The sequence below is a fragment of the Jiella marina genome (assembly GCF_024359545.1).
Taxonomy (GTDB): Bacteria; Pseudomonadota; Alphaproteobacteria; order Rhizobiales; family Rhizobiaceae; genus Jiella.
In genome coordinates this window covers 55,598-72,878 of record NZ_JAKQZG010000010.1, presented here as the reverse complement: position 1 = coordinate 72,878, position 17,281 = coordinate 55,598, and the positions used below count along the sequence as shown (strand labels likewise).

The 17,281-nt window shown below is 65.1% G+C and carries 17 protein-coding genes; 16 read left to right on the top strand and 1 reads right to left on the bottom strand.

All coding sequences use genetic code 11. The annotated features are described in order from the left end of the window. Positions 1-94: 94 nt before the first annotated feature. Genes thiO through thiD form a run of 5 tightly spaced genes read left to right on the top strand, consistent with a single transcriptional unit; the run spans position 95 to position 3,482 of the window. Positions 95-1,108 carry a glycine oxidase ThiO gene (gene thiO / locus MF134_RS16705; RefSeq protein WP_255340610.1) on the top strand — a complete coding sequence of 338 codons (1,014 nt, stop codon included), beginning with the start codon at positions 95-97 and terminating at the stop codon, positions 1,106-1,108. Next, positions 1,105-1,302, top strand: a complete 198-nt coding sequence (thiS, locus tag MF134_RS16700) for a sulfur carrier protein ThiS (RefSeq protein WP_255340609.1) — start codon at positions 1,105-1,107, stop codon at positions 1,300-1,302. The genes thiO and thiS overlap by 4 nt, the downstream gene beginning before the upstream one ends. A gap of 4 nt (positions 1,303-1,306) precedes the next feature. Further along, positions 1,307-2,077, top strand: coding sequence for a thiazole synthase (locus tag MF134_RS16695; RefSeq protein WP_255340608.1), 771 nt, complete (start codon positions 1,307-1,309; stop codon positions 2,075-2,077). Beyond that, positions 2,074-2,718: a thiamine phosphate synthase gene (locus MF134_RS16690; protein WP_255340607.1), complete on the top strand. Its 645-nt coding sequence runs from the start codon at positions 2,074-2,076 to the stop codon at positions 2,716-2,718. Before MF134_RS16695 ends, MF134_RS16690 begins: the two co-directional genes overlap by 4 nt. Further along, on the top strand, positions 2,715-3,482 hold the full coding sequence (gene thiD / locus MF134_RS16685) for a bifunctional hydroxymethylpyrimidine kinase/phosphomethylpyrimidine kinase (protein WP_255340606.1): 768 nt from the start codon (positions 2,715-2,717) through the stop codon (positions 3,480-3,482). Before MF134_RS16690 ends, thiD begins: the two co-directional genes overlap by 4 nt. 82 nt (positions 3,483-3,564) lie before the next feature. Here thiD and MF134_RS16680 read toward each other — a convergent pair whose 3' ends face one another. After that, complete coding sequence (locus tag MF134_RS16680) at positions 3,565-4,311, bottom strand: SDR family oxidoreductase (protein ID WP_255340605.1); 747 nt, start codon at positions 4,309-4,311, stop codon at positions 3,565-3,567. Between the two features lie 451 nt (positions 4,312-4,762). Between MF134_RS16680 and MF134_RS16675 the strand changes: the two genes are divergently transcribed. The 11 genes from MF134_RS16675 (at position 4,763) to MF134_RS16625 (ending at position 17,246) form a co-directional block, all read left to right on the top strand. Next, positions 4,763-5,986, top strand: coding sequence for an acyl-CoA dehydrogenase family protein (locus tag MF134_RS16675; RefSeq protein ID WP_255340604.1), 1,224 nt, complete (start codon positions 4,763-4,765; stop codon positions 5,984-5,986). Beyond that, on the top strand, positions 5,976-7,586 hold the full coding sequence (locus tag MF134_RS16670; RefSeq protein ID WP_255340603.1) for an AMP-binding protein: 1,611 nt from the start codon (positions 5,976-5,978) through the stop codon (positions 7,584-7,586). The genes MF134_RS16675 and MF134_RS16670 overlap by 11 nt, the downstream gene beginning before the upstream one ends. Continuing rightward, entirely contained in the window at positions 7,579-8,634 is a 1,056-nt protein-coding gene (locus MF134_RS16665; RefSeq protein WP_255340602.1) for a phosphotransferase family protein, read from the top strand. The genes MF134_RS16670 and MF134_RS16665 overlap by 8 nt, the downstream gene beginning before the upstream one ends. A 125-nt stretch (positions 8,635-8,759) precedes the next feature. Further along, positions 8,760-9,518 carry an ABC transporter ATP-binding protein gene (locus MF134_RS16660; protein WP_255340601.1) on the top strand — a complete coding sequence of 253 codons (759 nt, stop codon included), beginning with the start codon at positions 8,760-8,762 and terminating at the stop codon, positions 9,516-9,518. Next, positions 9,511-10,215: an ABC transporter ATP-binding protein gene (locus MF134_RS16655; RefSeq protein ID WP_255340600.1), complete on the top strand. Its 705-nt coding sequence runs from the start codon at positions 9,511-9,513 to the stop codon at positions 10,213-10,215. The genes MF134_RS16660 and MF134_RS16655 overlap by 8 nt, the downstream gene beginning before the upstream one ends. A 148-nt stretch (positions 10,216-10,363) precedes the next feature. Next, positions 10,364-11,614 carry an ABC transporter substrate-binding protein gene (locus MF134_RS16650; RefSeq protein ID WP_255340599.1) on the top strand — a complete coding sequence of 417 codons (1,251 nt, stop codon included), beginning with the start codon at positions 10,364-10,366 and terminating at the stop codon, positions 11,612-11,614. Positions 11,615-11,716: 102 nt separating this feature from the next. Then, a complete protein-coding gene (locus tag MF134_RS16645; protein ID WP_255340598.1) occupies positions 11,717-12,601 on the top strand; it encodes a branched-chain amino acid ABC transporter permease in 885 nt (294 codons plus the stop codon). A gap of 4 nt (positions 12,602-12,605) precedes the next feature. Next, the gene (locus MF134_RS16640) at positions 12,606-13,613 is read left to right on the top strand and encodes a branched-chain amino acid ABC transporter permease (RefSeq protein WP_255340597.1); all 1,008 of its coding nucleotides are present in this window, start codon (positions 12,606-12,608) and stop codon (positions 13,611-13,613) included. A 47-nt stretch (positions 13,614-13,660) separates the two neighbouring features. After that, entirely contained in the window at positions 13,661-14,818 is a 1,158-nt protein-coding gene (locus MF134_RS16635; RefSeq protein ID WP_255340736.1) for an iron-containing alcohol dehydrogenase, read from the top strand. A 384-nt stretch (positions 14,819-15,202) separates the two neighbouring features. Then, positions 15,203-16,288, top strand: a complete 1,086-nt coding sequence (locus MF134_RS16630) for a LacI family DNA-binding transcriptional regulator (protein WP_255340735.1) — start codon at positions 15,203-15,205, stop codon at positions 16,286-16,288. A 67-nt stretch (positions 16,289-16,355) separates the two neighbouring features. Further along, on the top strand, positions 16,356-17,246 hold the full coding sequence (locus MF134_RS16625) for a substrate-binding domain-containing protein (protein ID WP_457590017.1): 891 nt from the start codon (positions 16,356-16,358) through the stop codon (positions 17,244-17,246). Positions 17,247-17,281: the final 35 nt, after the last annotated feature.

Sequence of the window (17,281 nt, the reverse complement as noted above, 5' to 3'; positions counted from 1 at the left end):
TCACATCAGCGGCCGCCACCTCAGCCGTTCCCACCTCAGCGGTCCTCATCCTGAGCCTGTCGAAGGGCGAGGACCCGGCACCACGGAGGAGCGCATGAGCAGCTCGGCGACCACGGGCAAGATGAGCGGCAACACGCCTCGCATCACCGTCGTCGGGGCCGGGGTCGCCGGCCTCGCGACCGCGGTCACGCTCGCCGAACGGGGCGGCCGGGTGACAGTCCATGAGCGTGCCGACAGCTTGGGAGGCGAAGCCGCCTCCTGGCTCGCCGGCGGCATGCTCGCCCCCTTTTGCGAAGCGGAAACGGCGGATCCTGCGATCATTGCGCCGGGTCTCGCCGCGATCGACTGGTGGGGGGATCGTGTGCCCGGCGTCTCACGCGGCGGCACGCTCGTCGTCGCGGCGGGCCGCGATGCCGGCGAAATTCGGCGCTTCGCCCGGCGGATCGATGGGGCGGAGCCGGTCGACGCCAGCGGCATCGCCAGGCTGGAACCAGACCTTGCCGAGCGCTTTCGGCAGGGGCTGCACGTCGCGGCGGAAGCCCATCTCGATCCGCGTGAAGCCCTTCGCGCGCTTGCCGAACGGCTCCGGTCCTTCGGCGGAACGATCCGCCTGTCCTCGACCGTCGACCCTGCGGCCGTCGACGGCGACGTCGTCATCGACTGCCGGGGCATCGCCGACGACGATCCCGCGCTTCGCAGCGTTCGCGGCGAAATGCTGATCCTGCGGACAGACGAGCTGCTTCTGTCGCGGCCCGTGCGGCTCCTTCATCCGCGCATCCCGATCTATGTAGTGCCGCGCGCCGACGGCCACTTCATGGTCGGGGCCACCATGGTCGAGAGCGATGCGCCGGGCGGGGTGACCCTGCGTTCGGCGGTCGATCTGATGAACGCAGCTTACGCGCTGCATCCGGCCTTTGCCGAGGCCGAGATCATTGAAATCAAGGCGGGGCTCAGGCCCGCCTTTCCCGACAATCTGCCGAGGGTGACGCGGAACGGCCGGATCGTCTCGGTCAACGGTCTCTATCGCCACGGCTTTCTGCTCGCGCCGGACTGCGCGGCGAGAGCCGCCGCCCTTACGTTGGAACACCATGAGGAGATCGCCGCATGAAGATCGTGGTGAATGGCGAGCTGGTCGAGGTCGATGCCGCGACCCTCGAAGCTGCGCTGATCGAGCTCGGCTATGGCGACGCGTTGATCGCCACGGCCGTCAACCGGGATTTCGTGCCCAAGACCGAGCGCTCGAATCTCGCTCTCAACCAGGGTGATGTGATCGAGATCATCGCTCCGATGCAGGGAGGGTGAGAGGATGGAGATCTATGGCGAAACGATCGGAAGCCGGCTGATGCTCGGCACCGCGCGCTATCCCTCACCCGAGATTCTCAAGGAGGCGATCCGGGCCTCGGGAGCCGAAATCGTCACGGTCTCGCTTCGCCGGGAGGCTGCGGGCGAACGCGCCGGCCAAAAATTCTGGGACATCATCCGCGAGACCGGCGTGCGCGTCCTGCCCAACACCGCAGGCTGCCACTCCGTGCGCCAAGCGGTGACGACGGCGCAGATGGCCCGGGAAGTCTTCGGCACGAACTGGATCAAGCTCGAAGTGATCGGCGACGAGGACACGCTGCAGCCCGACCTCTTCGGCCTCGTCGAGGCGACGCGCATCCTTTCGGACGAGGGGTTTCAGGTGCTCGCCTATACGACGGAAGACCTCGTCGCCGCCGATCGGCTGGTCGAGGTGGGCTGCCGGGTGCTGATGCCCTGGGGCTCGCCCATCGGCTCGGCGCGAGGCCTCAACAATGTCTATGGGCTCCGCGCCATGCGGGCGCGCTTTCCCGAACTGACCCTGATCGTCGATGCCGGCATCGGCGTTCCCTCCCATGCTGCGCAGGCGATGGAGCTCGGCTATGAAGGCGTGCTTCTGTCGTCCGCCGTGGCGCTTGCCGGCGATCCGGTTGCGATGGCGCGCGCCTTCAAGCTTTCGGTCGAGGCGGGGCGACTTGCCTTCGGCGCCGATCCGCTCGAGCCCCGCGACATGGCCGAGCCGTCAACGCCGGTCCTTGGCCAGGCGGTGCTCGCGTGAGGCCGGCCCTCGATCCGTTCTACCTGATCGTCGACAGCGCCGACTGGATCGACCGGCTGGTGCCGCTCGGTGTGAAGCTCGTGCAGCTTCGGGTGAAGGACCTGCCCGAGCCGGAGCTGCGCGCCGAAATCCGCCGCGCCCGCGACACCTGCCAACGCAACGGCTGCCAGCTCATCGTCAACGACTATTGGCGGCTGGCGATCGAAGAGGGCTGTGATTTCGTGCATCTCGGGCAAGAGGACCTCCTGGAAGCCGATCTCGACGCGATCCGGCGGGCCGGGCTCTGGCTCGGCGTCTCCACCCATGACGAGACCGAGCTTGAAACCGCCCTTCAGGCCGAGCCCGACTATGTGGCGCTCGGCCCCATCTGGCCGACGATCCTGAAGGCCATGAAATGGGCCCCGCAAACACCGGCGCGGATCGCGGCGTGGAAGCGGGCAATCGGTGGCCTGCCCTTGGTGGCCATTGGCGGTGTCACGGTCGAGCGCTTGCCGGAAGTCTTCCAGAACGGTGCGGATATCGCCGCCGTCGTCACGGACATCACCAGGAACGCCGATCCGGAAGCGCGCACCCACGAATGGCTCGCCGCCACGCGGCAATATCTCGCGCCTCGAACAACTGGGCCAACTCCCGCCGGATGACTCGACCGACCATCCTCGCGATCGGTGGAACCGACTCTTCCGGAGGCGCCGGACTTGCCGCCGATATCCGCGCGGCCTCGGCCTTGGACGTCACCGCCCGTCTTGCCGCGACGGCCGTGACCGCCCAGAGCGACGCCGGCGTCGGAACGGTCTGCCAGATGACGCAGGAGCTTGTGGCCGAACAGATCGCTCTGGCGATGGCCGACGGCCATGTCGCGGCCGTGAAGATCGGAATGCTCGGTGATGCCGCGACCATTGAAGCCGTGGAAAGCGCGCTCGCACGGTTCGAGGGACCGATCGTGCTTGATCCGGTGATCGCGGCAAGCGCGGGCGGACTCCTGCTGGATAGGGCGGGGCTTGAACGACTGATCGAGCGATTGCTGCCGCGAACTCACCTTGTCACGCCCAACCTGCCGGAACTCGACCTCATGGCGGAAAGGCTTGGCCTTCCGCCCGGAGCGTCGATCGAGGACAAGGCGGGGTACATTCTGGATCGCGGTGCGAGGGCTGTTCTGGTGAAGGGCGGCCACGCCGACGGCTCGGTCGCGACCGACATCCTCTTTTGCCGGGACTGTCCGCCCGTCCGCTTCGAAACGTCCCGTGTACCCGTTCGACTACGTGGAACCGGCTGCATGCTGGCAACTGCGATCGCGGCCGGCCTCGCTCAGGGGCAGCCACTGGTGGCCGCCTGCGAGCAGGCGAAGGCTCATCTCCAGGCCGAGTTCAACGTCGCCCAGCGGCGGATGCAGGTTTCGATCGGCTGACCAGCGATGCAAGGGGCGGATTGCAGGCTCCATCGAACGTTTGCGAAGGATGAGCCCGTTCTTTTCCAGTTTCCGCGGTCGCTCAGAGCGAAGAGACGAGATGTCCGCCGTCGACGGCAAGCTCTGCGCCGGTGATGTAGGCGCCGGCATCGGAGCACAACAGCAGGAGCGCGCCGTCGAGGTCGCTTTCCTGGCCCAGTCGACGCTGGGGAATCCGTTTGATCATCGCCTTGCCGGCATCGGTCGCGAAGAAATCGGCATTGAGCGGGGTCTCGATATAGCCGGGGCAGAGCGCATTGACGCGGATGCCGAACCGCGCCCATTCGAGCGCCGTCGCCCGCGTCATCTGCACAAGACCCGCCTTGGAAACCGCATAGGGCATGAGTCCGGCCGCAACACGCAGACCGAGAATGGACGCGATGTTGACGATGGCGCCGCCTTTGCCGGCGGCCTTCAGGGCTTTCGCGGCGGCCTGCGCGACCAGGAACGCGCCCTTGAGATTCGTGTCGAGGATCTTGTCCCACTCGTCTTCCGAAAGATCGATCGCAAAAGTCGTCGCGGTGACGCCGGCATTGTTGATGACGATGTCGAAGGCCTCGCCCGCGAAGGCTGCCTCGACGCTTTTTGCATCCGTCACGTCGAGCGAAATTGCACGTGCCGTTCCGCCCTCCCCTTCGATGCTCTCCACCACCTCGGACAAGGCGCCCTCGCGGCGGGCACCGAGCGTGACGGCTGCCCCAGCCATCGCCAGAACCCGCGCGGCGTGGGCACCCAGGCCGCCGGAAGCGCCGGTAACCAGGGCCGTTTTCCCGGATAGATCGAAATGCATGGGGGTCTTCTCCTGTGCTCGCGACACCCAGCAACCTATGGCGATTGCGACATTCGTCGCGGTCGCCATTTCGCAAGAGCCGACTAGTGGTGTGACCGAGACATTTGGTCCCCGTTTGTGCCAGGCGCCGAACCAAATGTCTCGGTTAAGACACCACTGGGTAGATTATTGAGGCTAGTGGATTTTTCGAATTTGACATTCGATGCGACGCTCGAAACCAAGAGGGTGTCGAATGTCAAATTCGATCCACTAGTTTGCCATTCGCAAGGCTCACATGCGAAGAGAACGCTCTTCCGAAAGCCGAGAGACGACAGGATGCGTTGGGAGGCGCTTCTTGCAGACCAGATCGAAATTCCGACAGCAATCCGTTCCCATGTCCCGCAGCTTCGAAAGCGCGGAATGCCCGACGTGCGTGCTCGCTCCCGCCTTCGGCAACGAGGACGCCTGAGCCATGGACTTCACGATACCGGCCGAACTCGAAGCCATTCGATCGCGCATTGCCGCCTTCGTCGAAACCGAGATCATGCCGCACGAGGCCGACCCGGCGGCCTATGACAGCCATGGAAACATCGTCGAACCGCTGCTTCACGAGCTTCGCGAAAAAGCCAGGGAGCGAGGTCTCTGGTGCCTGCAACTGAAGCCCGAGAGCGGCGGCGGTGGTCTCGGCAAGATGGGCATGGCGGTCAGTTACGAGACCATGAACCGCTCGATCTTCGGCCCCGTCGTATTCAATTCGGCTGCACCCGACGACGGCAACATGATGGTGCTCGAAGCGCTGGGAACGCCCGAGCAGAAAGAGCGCTGGCTGAAGCCGATCGTCGGAGGCAAGGTGCGCTCGGCCTTCGCAATGACCGAGCCCGCGCCCGGCGGCGGCTCGGATCCGGGCATGATGCTGACGCGGGCCGTGCGTGATGGCGACGAATGGGTCGTTTCGGGCCGCAAATGGTTCATCACCGGGGCGGAGGCAGCCGAACATTTCCTGCTGCTCGCCCGCACCAGCGACGACAAGCGGCGCGGCCACACCTGCTTCCTGTTCCACCGCGACCAACCTGGCTGGCGCATTCTCCGCCGCATCCCGATCATGGGACCGGAGGAACATGGCGGCCACTGCGAGCTGGAATTCGACGGTTTGCGCATCCCGAACGAGAACATCCTTCTGGAGGAAGGACGCGGACTCAAGGTCGTGCAGACGCGGCTCGGTCCGGCGCGTCTCACCCATTGCATGCGCTGGCTCGGCCTTGCCAAGCGCTGCGTCGAGATCGGCTCGGACTATGCGGCACGGCGCGAGGGCTTCGGCATCAAACTCGCCGACCGGGAAAGCGTGCAATTGATGCTCGGCGATCTCGCCATGCAGATCGAGATCGGGCGCATGCTGGTCATGAAGGCGGCCTGGGAGATCGATCGCGGAGGCTATGCCCAGAAGGAGGTGTCGATGGCGAAGATCCATGTCGCCAACCTCCTGCACACGGCAGCGGACCGGGCGATCCAGATCAATGGCGCGCGCGGCTATTCCAGGGATACGCCGCTCGAATGGATCTACCGCTACGCCCGCCAAGCCCGGCTGGTGGACGGCGCGGACGAAGTCCATCAAATGGTGCTCAACCGCCATCTGAACGAGCAGGGGACGGATTTCTGGCGCTGGGATGTCGCGGGAGAGGCCGGCAATGCGTCTTGAGCCGCATCTGGCGCCTCGCTCGGCGAATTTCCGACCGCTGACGCCGCTCGACTTTCTGGAGCGGGCCGTTTCAACCTATCCTGATCGGCCAGCGGTCATCTGGCGTGATCGTTCCTGGACATGGAGCGAGTTTCACGGCGCGGTCCTGCGGCTGGCGGCTCATCTGAGACAGCGCGGCGTCGCGCCGGGCGACGTCGTTTCCATCATGTGCCCGAACCGTCCGGAAATGCTTGCCGCCCACTACGCGGTGCCGGCGGTCGGTGCCGTCCTGAACTCGATCAATACGCGGATCGACCGGGCGGCCGTCGCCTTCATTCTGGGCCATGCCGAAAGCCGGCTTATCCTGGCAGATCCGACCTGTGCATCCGTCGCCACCGGGGCCGCCGAGGATACGGGTGTTCCGATCGAGACGTTCGCGGAGAATGGTGAAACCGGCCAAGGCCTGACGCTGCTTGCCGGGGAACCCGCGCCTGAGTTCGATCTGACCGCCGCCGTTACCGACGAGTGGCAGCCCATCGCGCTGAACTATACGTCCGGTACGACCGGCAACCCGAAGGGCGTCGTGCTCCACCATCGGGGCGCCTATCTCAACGCCATTGGCAACGTCATGGCGCTTGGTTTCGACCGCGCCACGGCCTATCTGTGGACGCTGCCGATGTTCCACTGCAATGGCTGGTGCCACACTTGGGCGGTCACGGCGGCGGGCGGTACCCATATCTGCCTCGACAAGGTCGAGCCGCAGGCGATCTTCGAGGCGATCGCGAAACATGGCACGACCCACCTCTCCTGCGCGCCCGTCGTTCTCTACATGCTGATCAATCATCCGGCGAAGGAGACGCGCGATCCGACCGCACGGCTCACGGTGGCGACCGGCGGCGCAGCACCGACAGCGGGCCTCATCCAGCAGATGGACGCGCTCGGCTTCGACTTCATTCATCTCTACGGTCTGACCGAATGCTACGGCCCGACCTCGCTGCGCGAGCTCGCCGAGGCCGAAACCGGGCTCGCCGTCGAGGAGCGTGCCGAGCTGCTTGCCCGACAGGGCATCCGCCATCCGACCGCCAACCGCATCCGCGTCGTGGACGAGCATGGCGCCGATGTCCCGAAGGACGGGACCACGATCGGGGAGATCCTCCTGTCCGGCAACACGCTTCTCGCCGGCTATTACCGCAACCCGGAGGCGACCGAGGAAGCCTTTTCGGGCGGCGGCTTTCACACCGGCGACCTCGCCGTCATGCATCCGGACGGCCATGTCGAGATCAAGGATCGGGCCAAGGACGTGATCATCACCGGCGGCGAGAACGTGTCCTCGCTGGAGGTCGAAAGCGTGCTTTCGCGCCATCCGGATGTTGTGATGGCGGCGGTTGTTGCCCGGCCGGACGAGAAATGGGGAGAGATCCCGATGGCCTTCGTGGAGGTGAAGCCGGGCACCCGGCCCGACGAAGCCGCCTATACGGCGTTCTGCCGGGAGCATCTTCCGGGCTTCAAGATCCCGCGCGCCTGGGCCTTCTGCGAACTGCCGAAGACGGCGACGGGGAAGATCCAGAAATTCGTGCTGCGCGAGGAAGCCGGTAGATCGAAAGGCGCAGGCGATGAGTGACACGCGCAGGAACGTGGACGAGAAACCGGGACCGGACCCGGCCCTCGGCATCGATGCGGACGCCTTCTTCGCCTTTCTCGACGAGCGGTTCGGGCATTCCGATCAGCGAGAAATCGAACGCATCGGCGGCGGGCAGTCCAACCCGACCTACTTCGTCAGCCACGGCGCCCGCCGCATGGTTCTGCGCAAGCAGCCGCCGGGCGAGCTCCTGAAGGGCGCGCATGCGGTCGATCGCGAATATCGCGTGCTCGAAGCGCTGTCGAAGACCGATGTGCCGGTGCCCCGGACGATCCTCTATCACGACGATCCGGCGCTTCTCGGCACGCCCTTCTATCTGATGGAGCGCGTCGACGGCCGCGTTTTCATGGAAGCGGCGATGGACGAAGCTTCGCCGGACGAGCGTCGCCAGATGTATTTTTCGATCGCCGAGACGCTGGCGAAGCTCCATGCCGTCAACCACGAGGCCGTTGGCCTTGGCGACTTCGGCAAGCCCGGAGACTATTTCGCCCGGCAGATCAGCCGCTGGAGCCGGGCGCTGGCCGCGTCGACCGGCAAGCCGATTCCGCGGCTTCAGAAGCTCGGCGAGTGGCTGGAGGCGAACCAGCCGCCGGACGATGGGCGCGCCGGGATCGCCCATGGCGATTTCCGGGTCGGCAATCTGCTCTTTCATCCGAGCGAACCGAAGGTCGCGGCAGTCCTCGACTGGGAGCTCTCGACCATCGGTCACCCTCTGGCCGATCTCGCCTTCTGCTGCATGCCATGGCACACGGCGCCGGACGAATATGGCGGCATTCTCGGCCTCGACCGCGAATCGCTTGGCATTCCGAGCGAGGCCGAGTTCGTCGACCGCTATCGGCAGACATTGCCGGGCATGCCGGCCCCGACGCCGTTCCATCTCGCCTTTTCGCTGTTTCGCTTCGCTGTCATCTTCGTCGGCATTGCCGATCGCGCGCGGGCCGGCAATGCCGCCGATCCCCAGGCCGCGCGATACGGCCCGCTGGCCGAACGTTTCGCCGAACGGGGATGGGAGGTCATTGAAGGTCGATAGCCAGCTGGATCACGGAAACTGGGATAAATCGTCCCGCTTCATGATTTTCTTTGACGTTAACGTCGCACTCCTGTTGGATCACCTCCAACCGACCTGCGATCCGGGCAACTCTGTGGGAGGAGCACTTGCCGAAAACGGATTACGCGATCGAAACGCGTGATTTGACGAAATCCTTCAAAGGCTTCACGGCTGTCGACGGCGTGTCTCTGCATGTCGAGCGAGGGACCATACATGCCTTGATCGGCCCGAACGGCGCCGGCAAGAGCACGATGTTCAACCTGATCACCAAGTTTCTCGAACCGACGAGCGGGTCGATCCATCTCGATGGCGTCGACATCACCGGGGAGAAGCCGGCGCAGATCGCGCGGCGCGGTGCGATTCGCAGCTTTCAGATCTCCTCGGTGTTTCCGCATCTGACGCTGCTCGAGAACATCCGCGTCGCCCTGCAGCGGCGGATGCACAATTCCTACCACTTCTGGAAGCCCGAATCGGACCTCGACGTGCTCAACGACGACGCGCGCGCGATCCTCGCCGATGTCGGCCTCGAAGGCTCCGAGAAGAGCCTGGCGAGCGAGCTTCCCTATGGCCGCAAGCGGCTTCTGGAGCTCGCCACGACGCTTGCCATGGACCCGAAGGTCCTGATGCTGGACGAACCGATGGCCGGCATGGGCACGGGCGACGTCGCGCGCGTGGCGGAGATCATCCGCCGGGTGGCGAAGGGACGCACCGTCCTGATGGTCGAACACAATCTGAATGTCGTCGCCGATCTGTCCGATCGGATCACGGTTCTCCAACTCGGCGCCGTGCTCGCCGAGGGGACCTATGACGAGGTCAGCAACAATCGCGAGGTCCGGTCGGCCTATATGGGTGAAGTGTATGGCTGAGCCGCTTCTTGTCGTCGACCAACTGCAGAGCTGGTACGGCGAAAGCCATATCCTCCACGGCATGAGCTTCGAGGTCGGCAAGGGCGAGATCGTCACGCTGCTGGGCCGCAACGGCGCCGGCAAGACGACGACGCTTCGTTCGATCATGGGGCTGGTGAAGCAGCGGAGCGGATCGGTCCGCTACGAGGGCAAAGAGACCATCAAGCTCTCGGCGAATCAGATCGCGCGCTCCGGCATCGCCTTCTGCCCGGAGGAGCGGGGTATCTTTTCCTCGCTCACCGTGAAGGAAAACCTGCTCCTGCCGCCGGAAATCGCCCAGGGCGGAATGAGCACGGAGCGGGTCTACGAGCTCTTCCCGATCCTGAAGACCCGTGGAAACAGCCAGGGGACCAAGCTCTCCGGCGGCGAACAGCAGATGCTGGCCATCGCCCGGATCCTGAGAACCGGCGCGCGGCTTCTGCTTCTCGACGAGCCGACGGAAGGGCTTGCCCCCGTCATCGTCGAGAAGATCGGTGAGATTATCACCAAGCTTCGGGAGGAAGGCTTCACGATCCTTCTGGTCGAGCAGAACTTCCGTTTTGCCGAGCGGGTGGGAGACCGCCACTATGTTGTCGAGCATGGCGAGGTCGTCGACCGCTTCGAGCGGGACGAGGTTGCCGCCAACAGGGAGAAGATTACCGGCTATCTCGGCGTCTGAATGACGATGCCGGAAGGCTCATGACGTCTTCGATGGCGTCATGTCGACAAACAGGGAGTTGGAGCAGGTCCTGCAATTCAACATGCTGGCATCCTGCTCTAGAGTTCGGACTTCGGTTCGACGGATGAACCTTCAAGGGAGGAAACACATGAAACTGATGAAGACGATTCTCATGGCCGGCGCCGCGACTGCGCTCGCCACGGCCGCCAACGCCCAGGACGGCGGCGGAATCAGCAATGACGCGGTGAAGATCGGCATGATCCTCGACATGTCGGGTGCCTATTCGGCCCTCGACGGACAGGGCTCCGTCGCAGCCGTCGAAATGGCGATCGAGGAAATGGGCGGCGAGGTGAATGGCGCACCGGTCGAACTCGTCTCCGCCGACCATCAGAACAAGGCGGATATCGGCTCCAACATTGCCCGGGAATGGGCGGACCAGGAGAATGTCGACCTCATTCTCGGCGGCGCGAATTCCGGCGTCGGCATCGCGCTCCAGGAGATCACCAGCGAGAAGGGCGTCGCCTACATCAACAATGGTGCGGCGTCGAACAGCCTGACCAATGAGAGTTGCGCGCCCGAGACCGGCCTGCACTGGACCTACGACACCGATGCGCTGTCGAACGGCACCGCCGTCGCCATGGTGAAGGAGGGCAACGAGTCCTGGTACTTCATCACCGCCGACTACACCTTCGGGCATAATCTCCAGAAGACGGCCGAGAATGCGGTGAAGGAGAATGGCGGCGAAGTCGTCGGCAGTGTCGCAGCGCCCTTCCCGACCCAGGACTTTTCGTCCTTCCTCCTGCAGGCGCAGGGCTCCGGCGCGCAGGTGATCGGCTTGGCCAATGCCGGCACCGACACCCAGAACTCGGTCAAGCAGGCGCAGGAATTCGGCATCGTCCAGGGCGGCCAGAAGCTCGCCTCGCTGCTTCTCTTCCTGACCGATGTCGACGCCCTCGGCCTCGACGCGGCGCAGGGCCTGACCCTGACAACCGGTTTCTACTGGGACCAGGACGAACAGGCGCGCGAGTGGAGCGCGAAGTTCGAGGAGAAGACCGGCTCGAAGCCCACCATGGTGCAGGCGGGCATGTATTCTTCCGCGCTTCAGTACCTCAAGGCGGTCGAGGCGGCCGGGACGGACGATTCCAAACAGGTCATCGCCCAGCTCAAGACCATGCCGATCGAGGATGCCTTCGCCCGGAATGGCAAGGTGCGCGCCGACGGCCTGATGGAGCACGACATGTTCCTCGCTCAGGTGAAGACCCCGGACGAGAGCGAAGGCAAGTGGGACTACTACAACATCATCCGCACCATTCCGGGTGATCAGGCCTTCCAGTCGATCGAGGACGGCTCCTGCGAGGCGGCCAAGGAAATGGCCTCCGGCGGCGAGCAGAGCAACTAGGCCTTCGGGCCAGAACCCGAAGGACCGGACCGGTCCGGTCGGCGGCGAGGCGACACGATAATCCGCCCGCCGCCGCCCCTTTCGAAGGACATGACCTGACGCATGGACTTTCTCGGCATTCCCCTGCCCGTCTTCATGGGCCAGTTGCTGATCGGCCTGATCAACGGCGCGTTCTACGCGGTGCTCAGCCTCGGGCTCGCCCTGATCTTCGGGCTTCTCAACATCGTCAATTTCGCCCATGGCGCGCTCTACATGGTCGGCGCCTTCGTGGCCTTCCTGCTGCTCGACTATGTGGGCATCGGCTACTGGCCGGCGCTCATCCTGTCGCCGCTGATCGTCGGCGCCTTCGGCATGGTGATCGAGCGCTTTCTGCTCAGGCCGATCGCCGATCTCGACCATCTCTACGGCCTGCTCCTCACCTTCGGCCTCGCGCTTCTGCTCGAAGGCATCTTCCGCCAGGTCTACGGCGTTTCCGGCGAGACCTATGCCATCCCCGCCTCGCTCCAGGGCGGCTTCAATCTCGGCTTCATGTTCCTGCCGACCTACCGCGCCTGGGTGATCGTCGCCGCGGTGATCGTCTGCGGCGCGACCTGGTTCCTGATCGAACAGACGCGGCTCGGCGCGACCATGCGCGCGGCCGTGGAGAACGCCGATCTGGTGCGCGCCTTCGGCGTCAATGTTCCGCTGCTCGTCACCCTCACCTACGGGCTGGGCGTCGGACTCGCGGCCTTCGCCGGCGTGCTCGCGGCGCCGATCTACTCGGTGAACCCGCTGATGGGGTCGAACATCATCATCGTCGTCTTCGCCATCGTCGTCATCGGCGGTCTCGGCTCGATCAAGGGCGCCATCGCCTCCGGCTTCATGCTCGGTCTGTTCGAAGGCCTGACGCGCGTCTTCTACCCGGAGGCCTCCAACATCATCATCTTCGTGGTCATGGCCGTGGTGCTCATCGTGCGCCCCGCCGGCCTGTTCGGAAAGGCGGCCTGACGCCATGAGCGAGACCTCCGTCAAACGATCCGGCGAATTGTCCGATGCGGGGAACGCGGAAGCACAGTCTCGGACGCCGCTGATTGCCGACCTCAGGCTCTGGGCGCTGATCGGACTCGTTTTCCTGCTCGTGATCCCCCATTTCGTCTATCCGGTGATGGTCGCGAAGGTCTTGTGCTTCGCGCTCTTCGCCGCCGCCTTCAACCTGCTGCTCGGCTTTGCCGGGCTTCTCTCCTTCGGCCACGCCGCCTTCTTCGGCTTCTCGGCCTACGTCACCGGCTATTGCCTGCAGTCGCTCGGGCTGACGGCCGAACTCGGCATCCTCGTCGGAACTGCGACTGCAGCTCTCCTCGGCCTCGTCATGGGGCTTCTGGCGATCCGCCGGCAGGGCATCTATTTCGCGATGATCACGCTGGCGCTTTCGCAGATGGTGTATTTCGCCTGCATCCAGCTCGAATTCACCGGCGGCGAGGACGGCATGCAGGGAATTCCCCGGCGCCCGCTCTTCGGCCTGATCGACATGTCGAGCAATATGAGCGTCTATTATCTGGTGCTGGCGGTCTTCTGTATCGGCGTCTTCATCGTCTATCGCGCCGTTCACTCGCCCTTCGGCCAGGTGCTGAAGTCGATCCGCGAGAACGAGCCCCGTGCCATCTCGCTCGGCTACGACGCCGACCGCTACAAGCTGCTCGCCTTCGTGCTTTCGGCGGCGCTTGCCGGTCTGGCCGGCTCGACCAAGGTGATGGTGTTCCAACTCGCCTCGCTGACCGACGTGCAATGGCAGATGAGCGGCGAAGTCGTCCTGATGGCCGTTCTCGGCGGCATCGGCACGATGCTCGGGCCCATTGTCGGCGCGTCGATCATCGTCATCCTGCAGAACGAACTCGCGCAGATCGGCTCGATCTCCACCATCGTGCAGGGCGGGGTCTTCGTCTTCTGCGTTCTCCTGTTCCGGCGCGGGATCGTCGGCGAGATCGGCTATCGCTGGAAAAGCTGGCGCGGCCGGTCCTGATCCGGGATAATCGCGGCATCATTTCGAACGAGACCAGCGTGACCGACATGAACCCTTTCGCCTTCCATACGCCGCACGCCATCGTGTTCCGGCCCGGTGCGTCGGCGGATCTCGCAACGGTCGCCGGCCCGCGTCTCGGCGAGCGGGTCCTTCTCGTCACCGATCCCGGCATCTGCAAGCTCGGGCTCTGCAATCCGGCCATAGCGGCACTCGAGGCGGCAGGAACAGTCGTCACGGTGTTCGATACGGTGGAAGCCGATCCCTCGCATGCCACGCTGATGGGCGCGATCGAAGCAGGTCGGTCGGCTGACGTCACAGGCGTTGTCGGTTTCGGCGGCGGATCCTCGCTCGACGTGGCGAAGCTCGCTGCGCTGCTCCTCGGATCGGGCGAGGATCTCGACGGAGCCTGGGGCGTCGGCAACGCCAGGGGCCCGCGCCTGCCACTGGTTCTCATCCCGACCACGTCAGGCACCGGGTCCGAGGTGACGCCGGTCTCGATCATCACCATGGGCGAGAACGAGAAGCGCGGCGTTTCGAGCCCCGTCATAATGCCGGACATTGCGGTGCTTGATCCGGATCTGACGCTCGGCCTGCCGCCCGCCATCACCGCGGCGACCGGCGTCGACGCCATGGTGCATGCGATCGAGGCCTATGCGTCGACCAGCCCCAACAACAATCCACTGTCGCGCACCCTTGCGCGCGAGGCATTGCGGCTTCTCGGCGCCCATATCGAGACGGCGGTCCATGACGGCGCCAACCGCGAGGCGCGCGGCGCGATGCTGCTCGGCTCGATGCTCGCCGGCCAGGCCTTCGCCAATTCGCCGGTCGCCGCCGTCCATGCGCTGGCCTATCCGGTCGGGGGCATCTTCCACATTCCGCACGGGCTTTCGAACGCGCTCGTCCTGCCGGCGGTGCTGCGCTTCAACCTGCCAGAAGCGGCCGGCACCTATGCCGAGATCGCGGCGGACGCCTTTCCGAAGCTCGGAGAGATCGGCACCCAGGCCCGCGCCGACGCCTTCATCGGCGAACTCGAGGCACTGCGCATCAGGCTTTCGATGCCCACCCGCCTGCGCGACGTCGACATTCCCGAAGACGCGCTCCCCCGCATGGCGGCGGATGCGATGAAACAGACGCGCCTCCTCGTCAACAATCCGCGCGAGGTAAGCGAGGCTGACGCCCTGGCGATCTACAAGGAGGCTTGGTGAGGCAGTCGCGGTCTTGAAGAGACAAGGTCCTTGCGTTGGGGGCCTCGCCGCCTCTCGAACAACTGCGTTCGCATCCGGATTTGCCTGAACCCGCGCGATTCCTTCTCGCGCTTGAAGCACGCGTAAAGAAGGCTGGGGAGCCTGCGACTTCGTGGGCCGGCCGCGAGACGAAGCGAGATCGAGCCGCGGGGTTTCGACCCGCCATGCTTCGAGCAGTCATACCTCGATACAAGATCAGCGTGAGCTGCCAGAAAAATAGGCTTGCACAAAATCTGACGTGTGGCACATTGGTAAACGGGTTTACTAAACCGCTTTACAAATGGAGCCGTCGAGAGCCGCATGATCGGTGGACCGAAGACAACGGGAGCCGCGAACGCACCGCAGATGTCCGGTGACGCTTCGACCACCAAGCTCGCCGGCACGAAGCGGCTCGCCAATCTCCGCGACGTGGCAAAGGCCGCGGGTGTCTCGGTCGCCACCGTTTCGCGCCATCTCAACCGGTCACTTACGCTGCCCGATGCAACGGTTGCCCGGATCGAAGCGGCGATCGCAGAGCTCGGCTACCGGCCGAACCCCCATGCCAGGCGCCTCAGCCTCGGCCGCTCCGACACGATCGGACTGGTGATCCCCGACATCGCCAATCCCTTCTTCGCGACCCTTGCGGCAGCGGTGGAAGAGGAGGCGGACGCACGCGGCCTCGGCGTCGCACTGCGTTCCAGTCTCAACCGGCCGGGGCGCGAGCTCAAATATCTCGACCAGTTGCGCCATAACGAGGTCGACGGGCTGATCTTCGTCACCAACCATATCGACCAGACCGGCGCGCTCGCCGCCGAGATCGACCGCGTCGAGCGGGTGGTCGTGCTCGACGAGGACGTTCCCGGAGTGGGCGTTCCGAAGATCTACTGCGACAACGAGGCGGCCGGGCGTCTTGCGGCCGAAGCCTTTCTCGCCAGCGGGCATCGTCATGTCGGTTTCGTCGGTAGCGATGCGGCGATGATCTCCACCTCCGGGCGCCTCGGCGGCTTTGCGCGGCAGATCTGCGATGGCGGCGGCCAGGTCTCCTTCGTCAGCCATGGGGATTACACCCGCGCCTTCGGCCGCAGGGCGGCCGCCGAGTTCATCGAGCGCGGCCTGCCGGCCACGGCGCTCTTCGCTGCCTCCGACGAGATCGCACTCGGCCTTCTCGAAGTCTTCCGAGACGCCGGGATCCGGGTTCCGGCCGAACTTTCGCTCATCGGCTTCGACGACACCGGGCCGCTGCACCTCATCGACCCGCCGCTGACCACGATCCGCCAGCCGGTGCGCGAGATCGGCCGGCGCGGCGTCGAACTTCTGGCATCGCTCGATGCGCGGCCCGCCGAGGCGCCGCCGCCCGAGCTGCTTCCCGTCGAAATCGTCCATCGCGCCTCCGTCCAGCCGCCGACGGAGACCGTGCGCGAACGCGCGGCGGCCATCAGCGGAAGGAATTGACATGCTGCACAGCCTCAAGAGACGAAGCGTCCTCGCCCTTGCGGGGGGAGCCCTTCTCGCCTCGACCATGTTCGCTCCCGCTTTCGCGCAGGAGGGCGACACCCCGACCTATGCGATGATCCAGATCAACCAGCAGGCGCTGTTCTTCAACCAGATGATCGAAGGCGCCCAGAAGGCCGCCGACGAGGCCGGTGCCGAACTCGTCGTCTTCAACGCGAACGACGACCCGGCCCGCCAGAACGACGCCATCGAGACCTATATCCAGCAGGGCGTCGACGGGCTGATCGTCATCGCCATCGACGTCAACGGCATCATGCCGGCTGTGGAAGCCGCCGACGAGGCCGGCATCCCGGTGGTCGCGGTCGACGCCATCCTGCCGGACGGCCCCCAGAAAGCTCAGATCGGCGTCGACAACGCGGCCGCCGGCGGCATGATCGGCGAAGACTTCAAGAGCTGGGTCTCGGAGAATGGCGGTTCGGCGACGCTCGGCATCGTCGGGGCGCTCAACTCCTATATCCAGAATGTCCGCCAGGAGGGCTTCGAAAGCTCCATCGAAGGCACCGAGGGTGTCGAGATGGCGGGCGTCGTCGACGGCCGCAACATCCAGGACGAAGCGCTGGCGGCGGCCGAGAATCTGATCACCGCCAATCCGAACCTGTCGGCGATCTACGCCACCGGTGAGCCGGCTCTGGTCGGCGCCATCGCCGCGGTGGAGAGCCAGGGCAAGCAGGATGACATCACGATCTTCGGCTGGGACCTGACTGCCCAGGTCATCGATGCGATCGACGAAGGCTTCGTCCTTGCCGTGGTCCAGCAGGATCCGGCGGGTATGGGCGCGGCCGCGATCGAGGCGCTCGAAACGCTGCGCGAGGGCGGCACGGTCGAGGAATCGATCTCGGTGCCGGTCGAGATCGTGACCAAGGAGAATGTCGATCCCTATCGCGAGACCTTCCAGTGATCGCTGAAAGCGAAACGAAGACGGAGGCCGGTTCA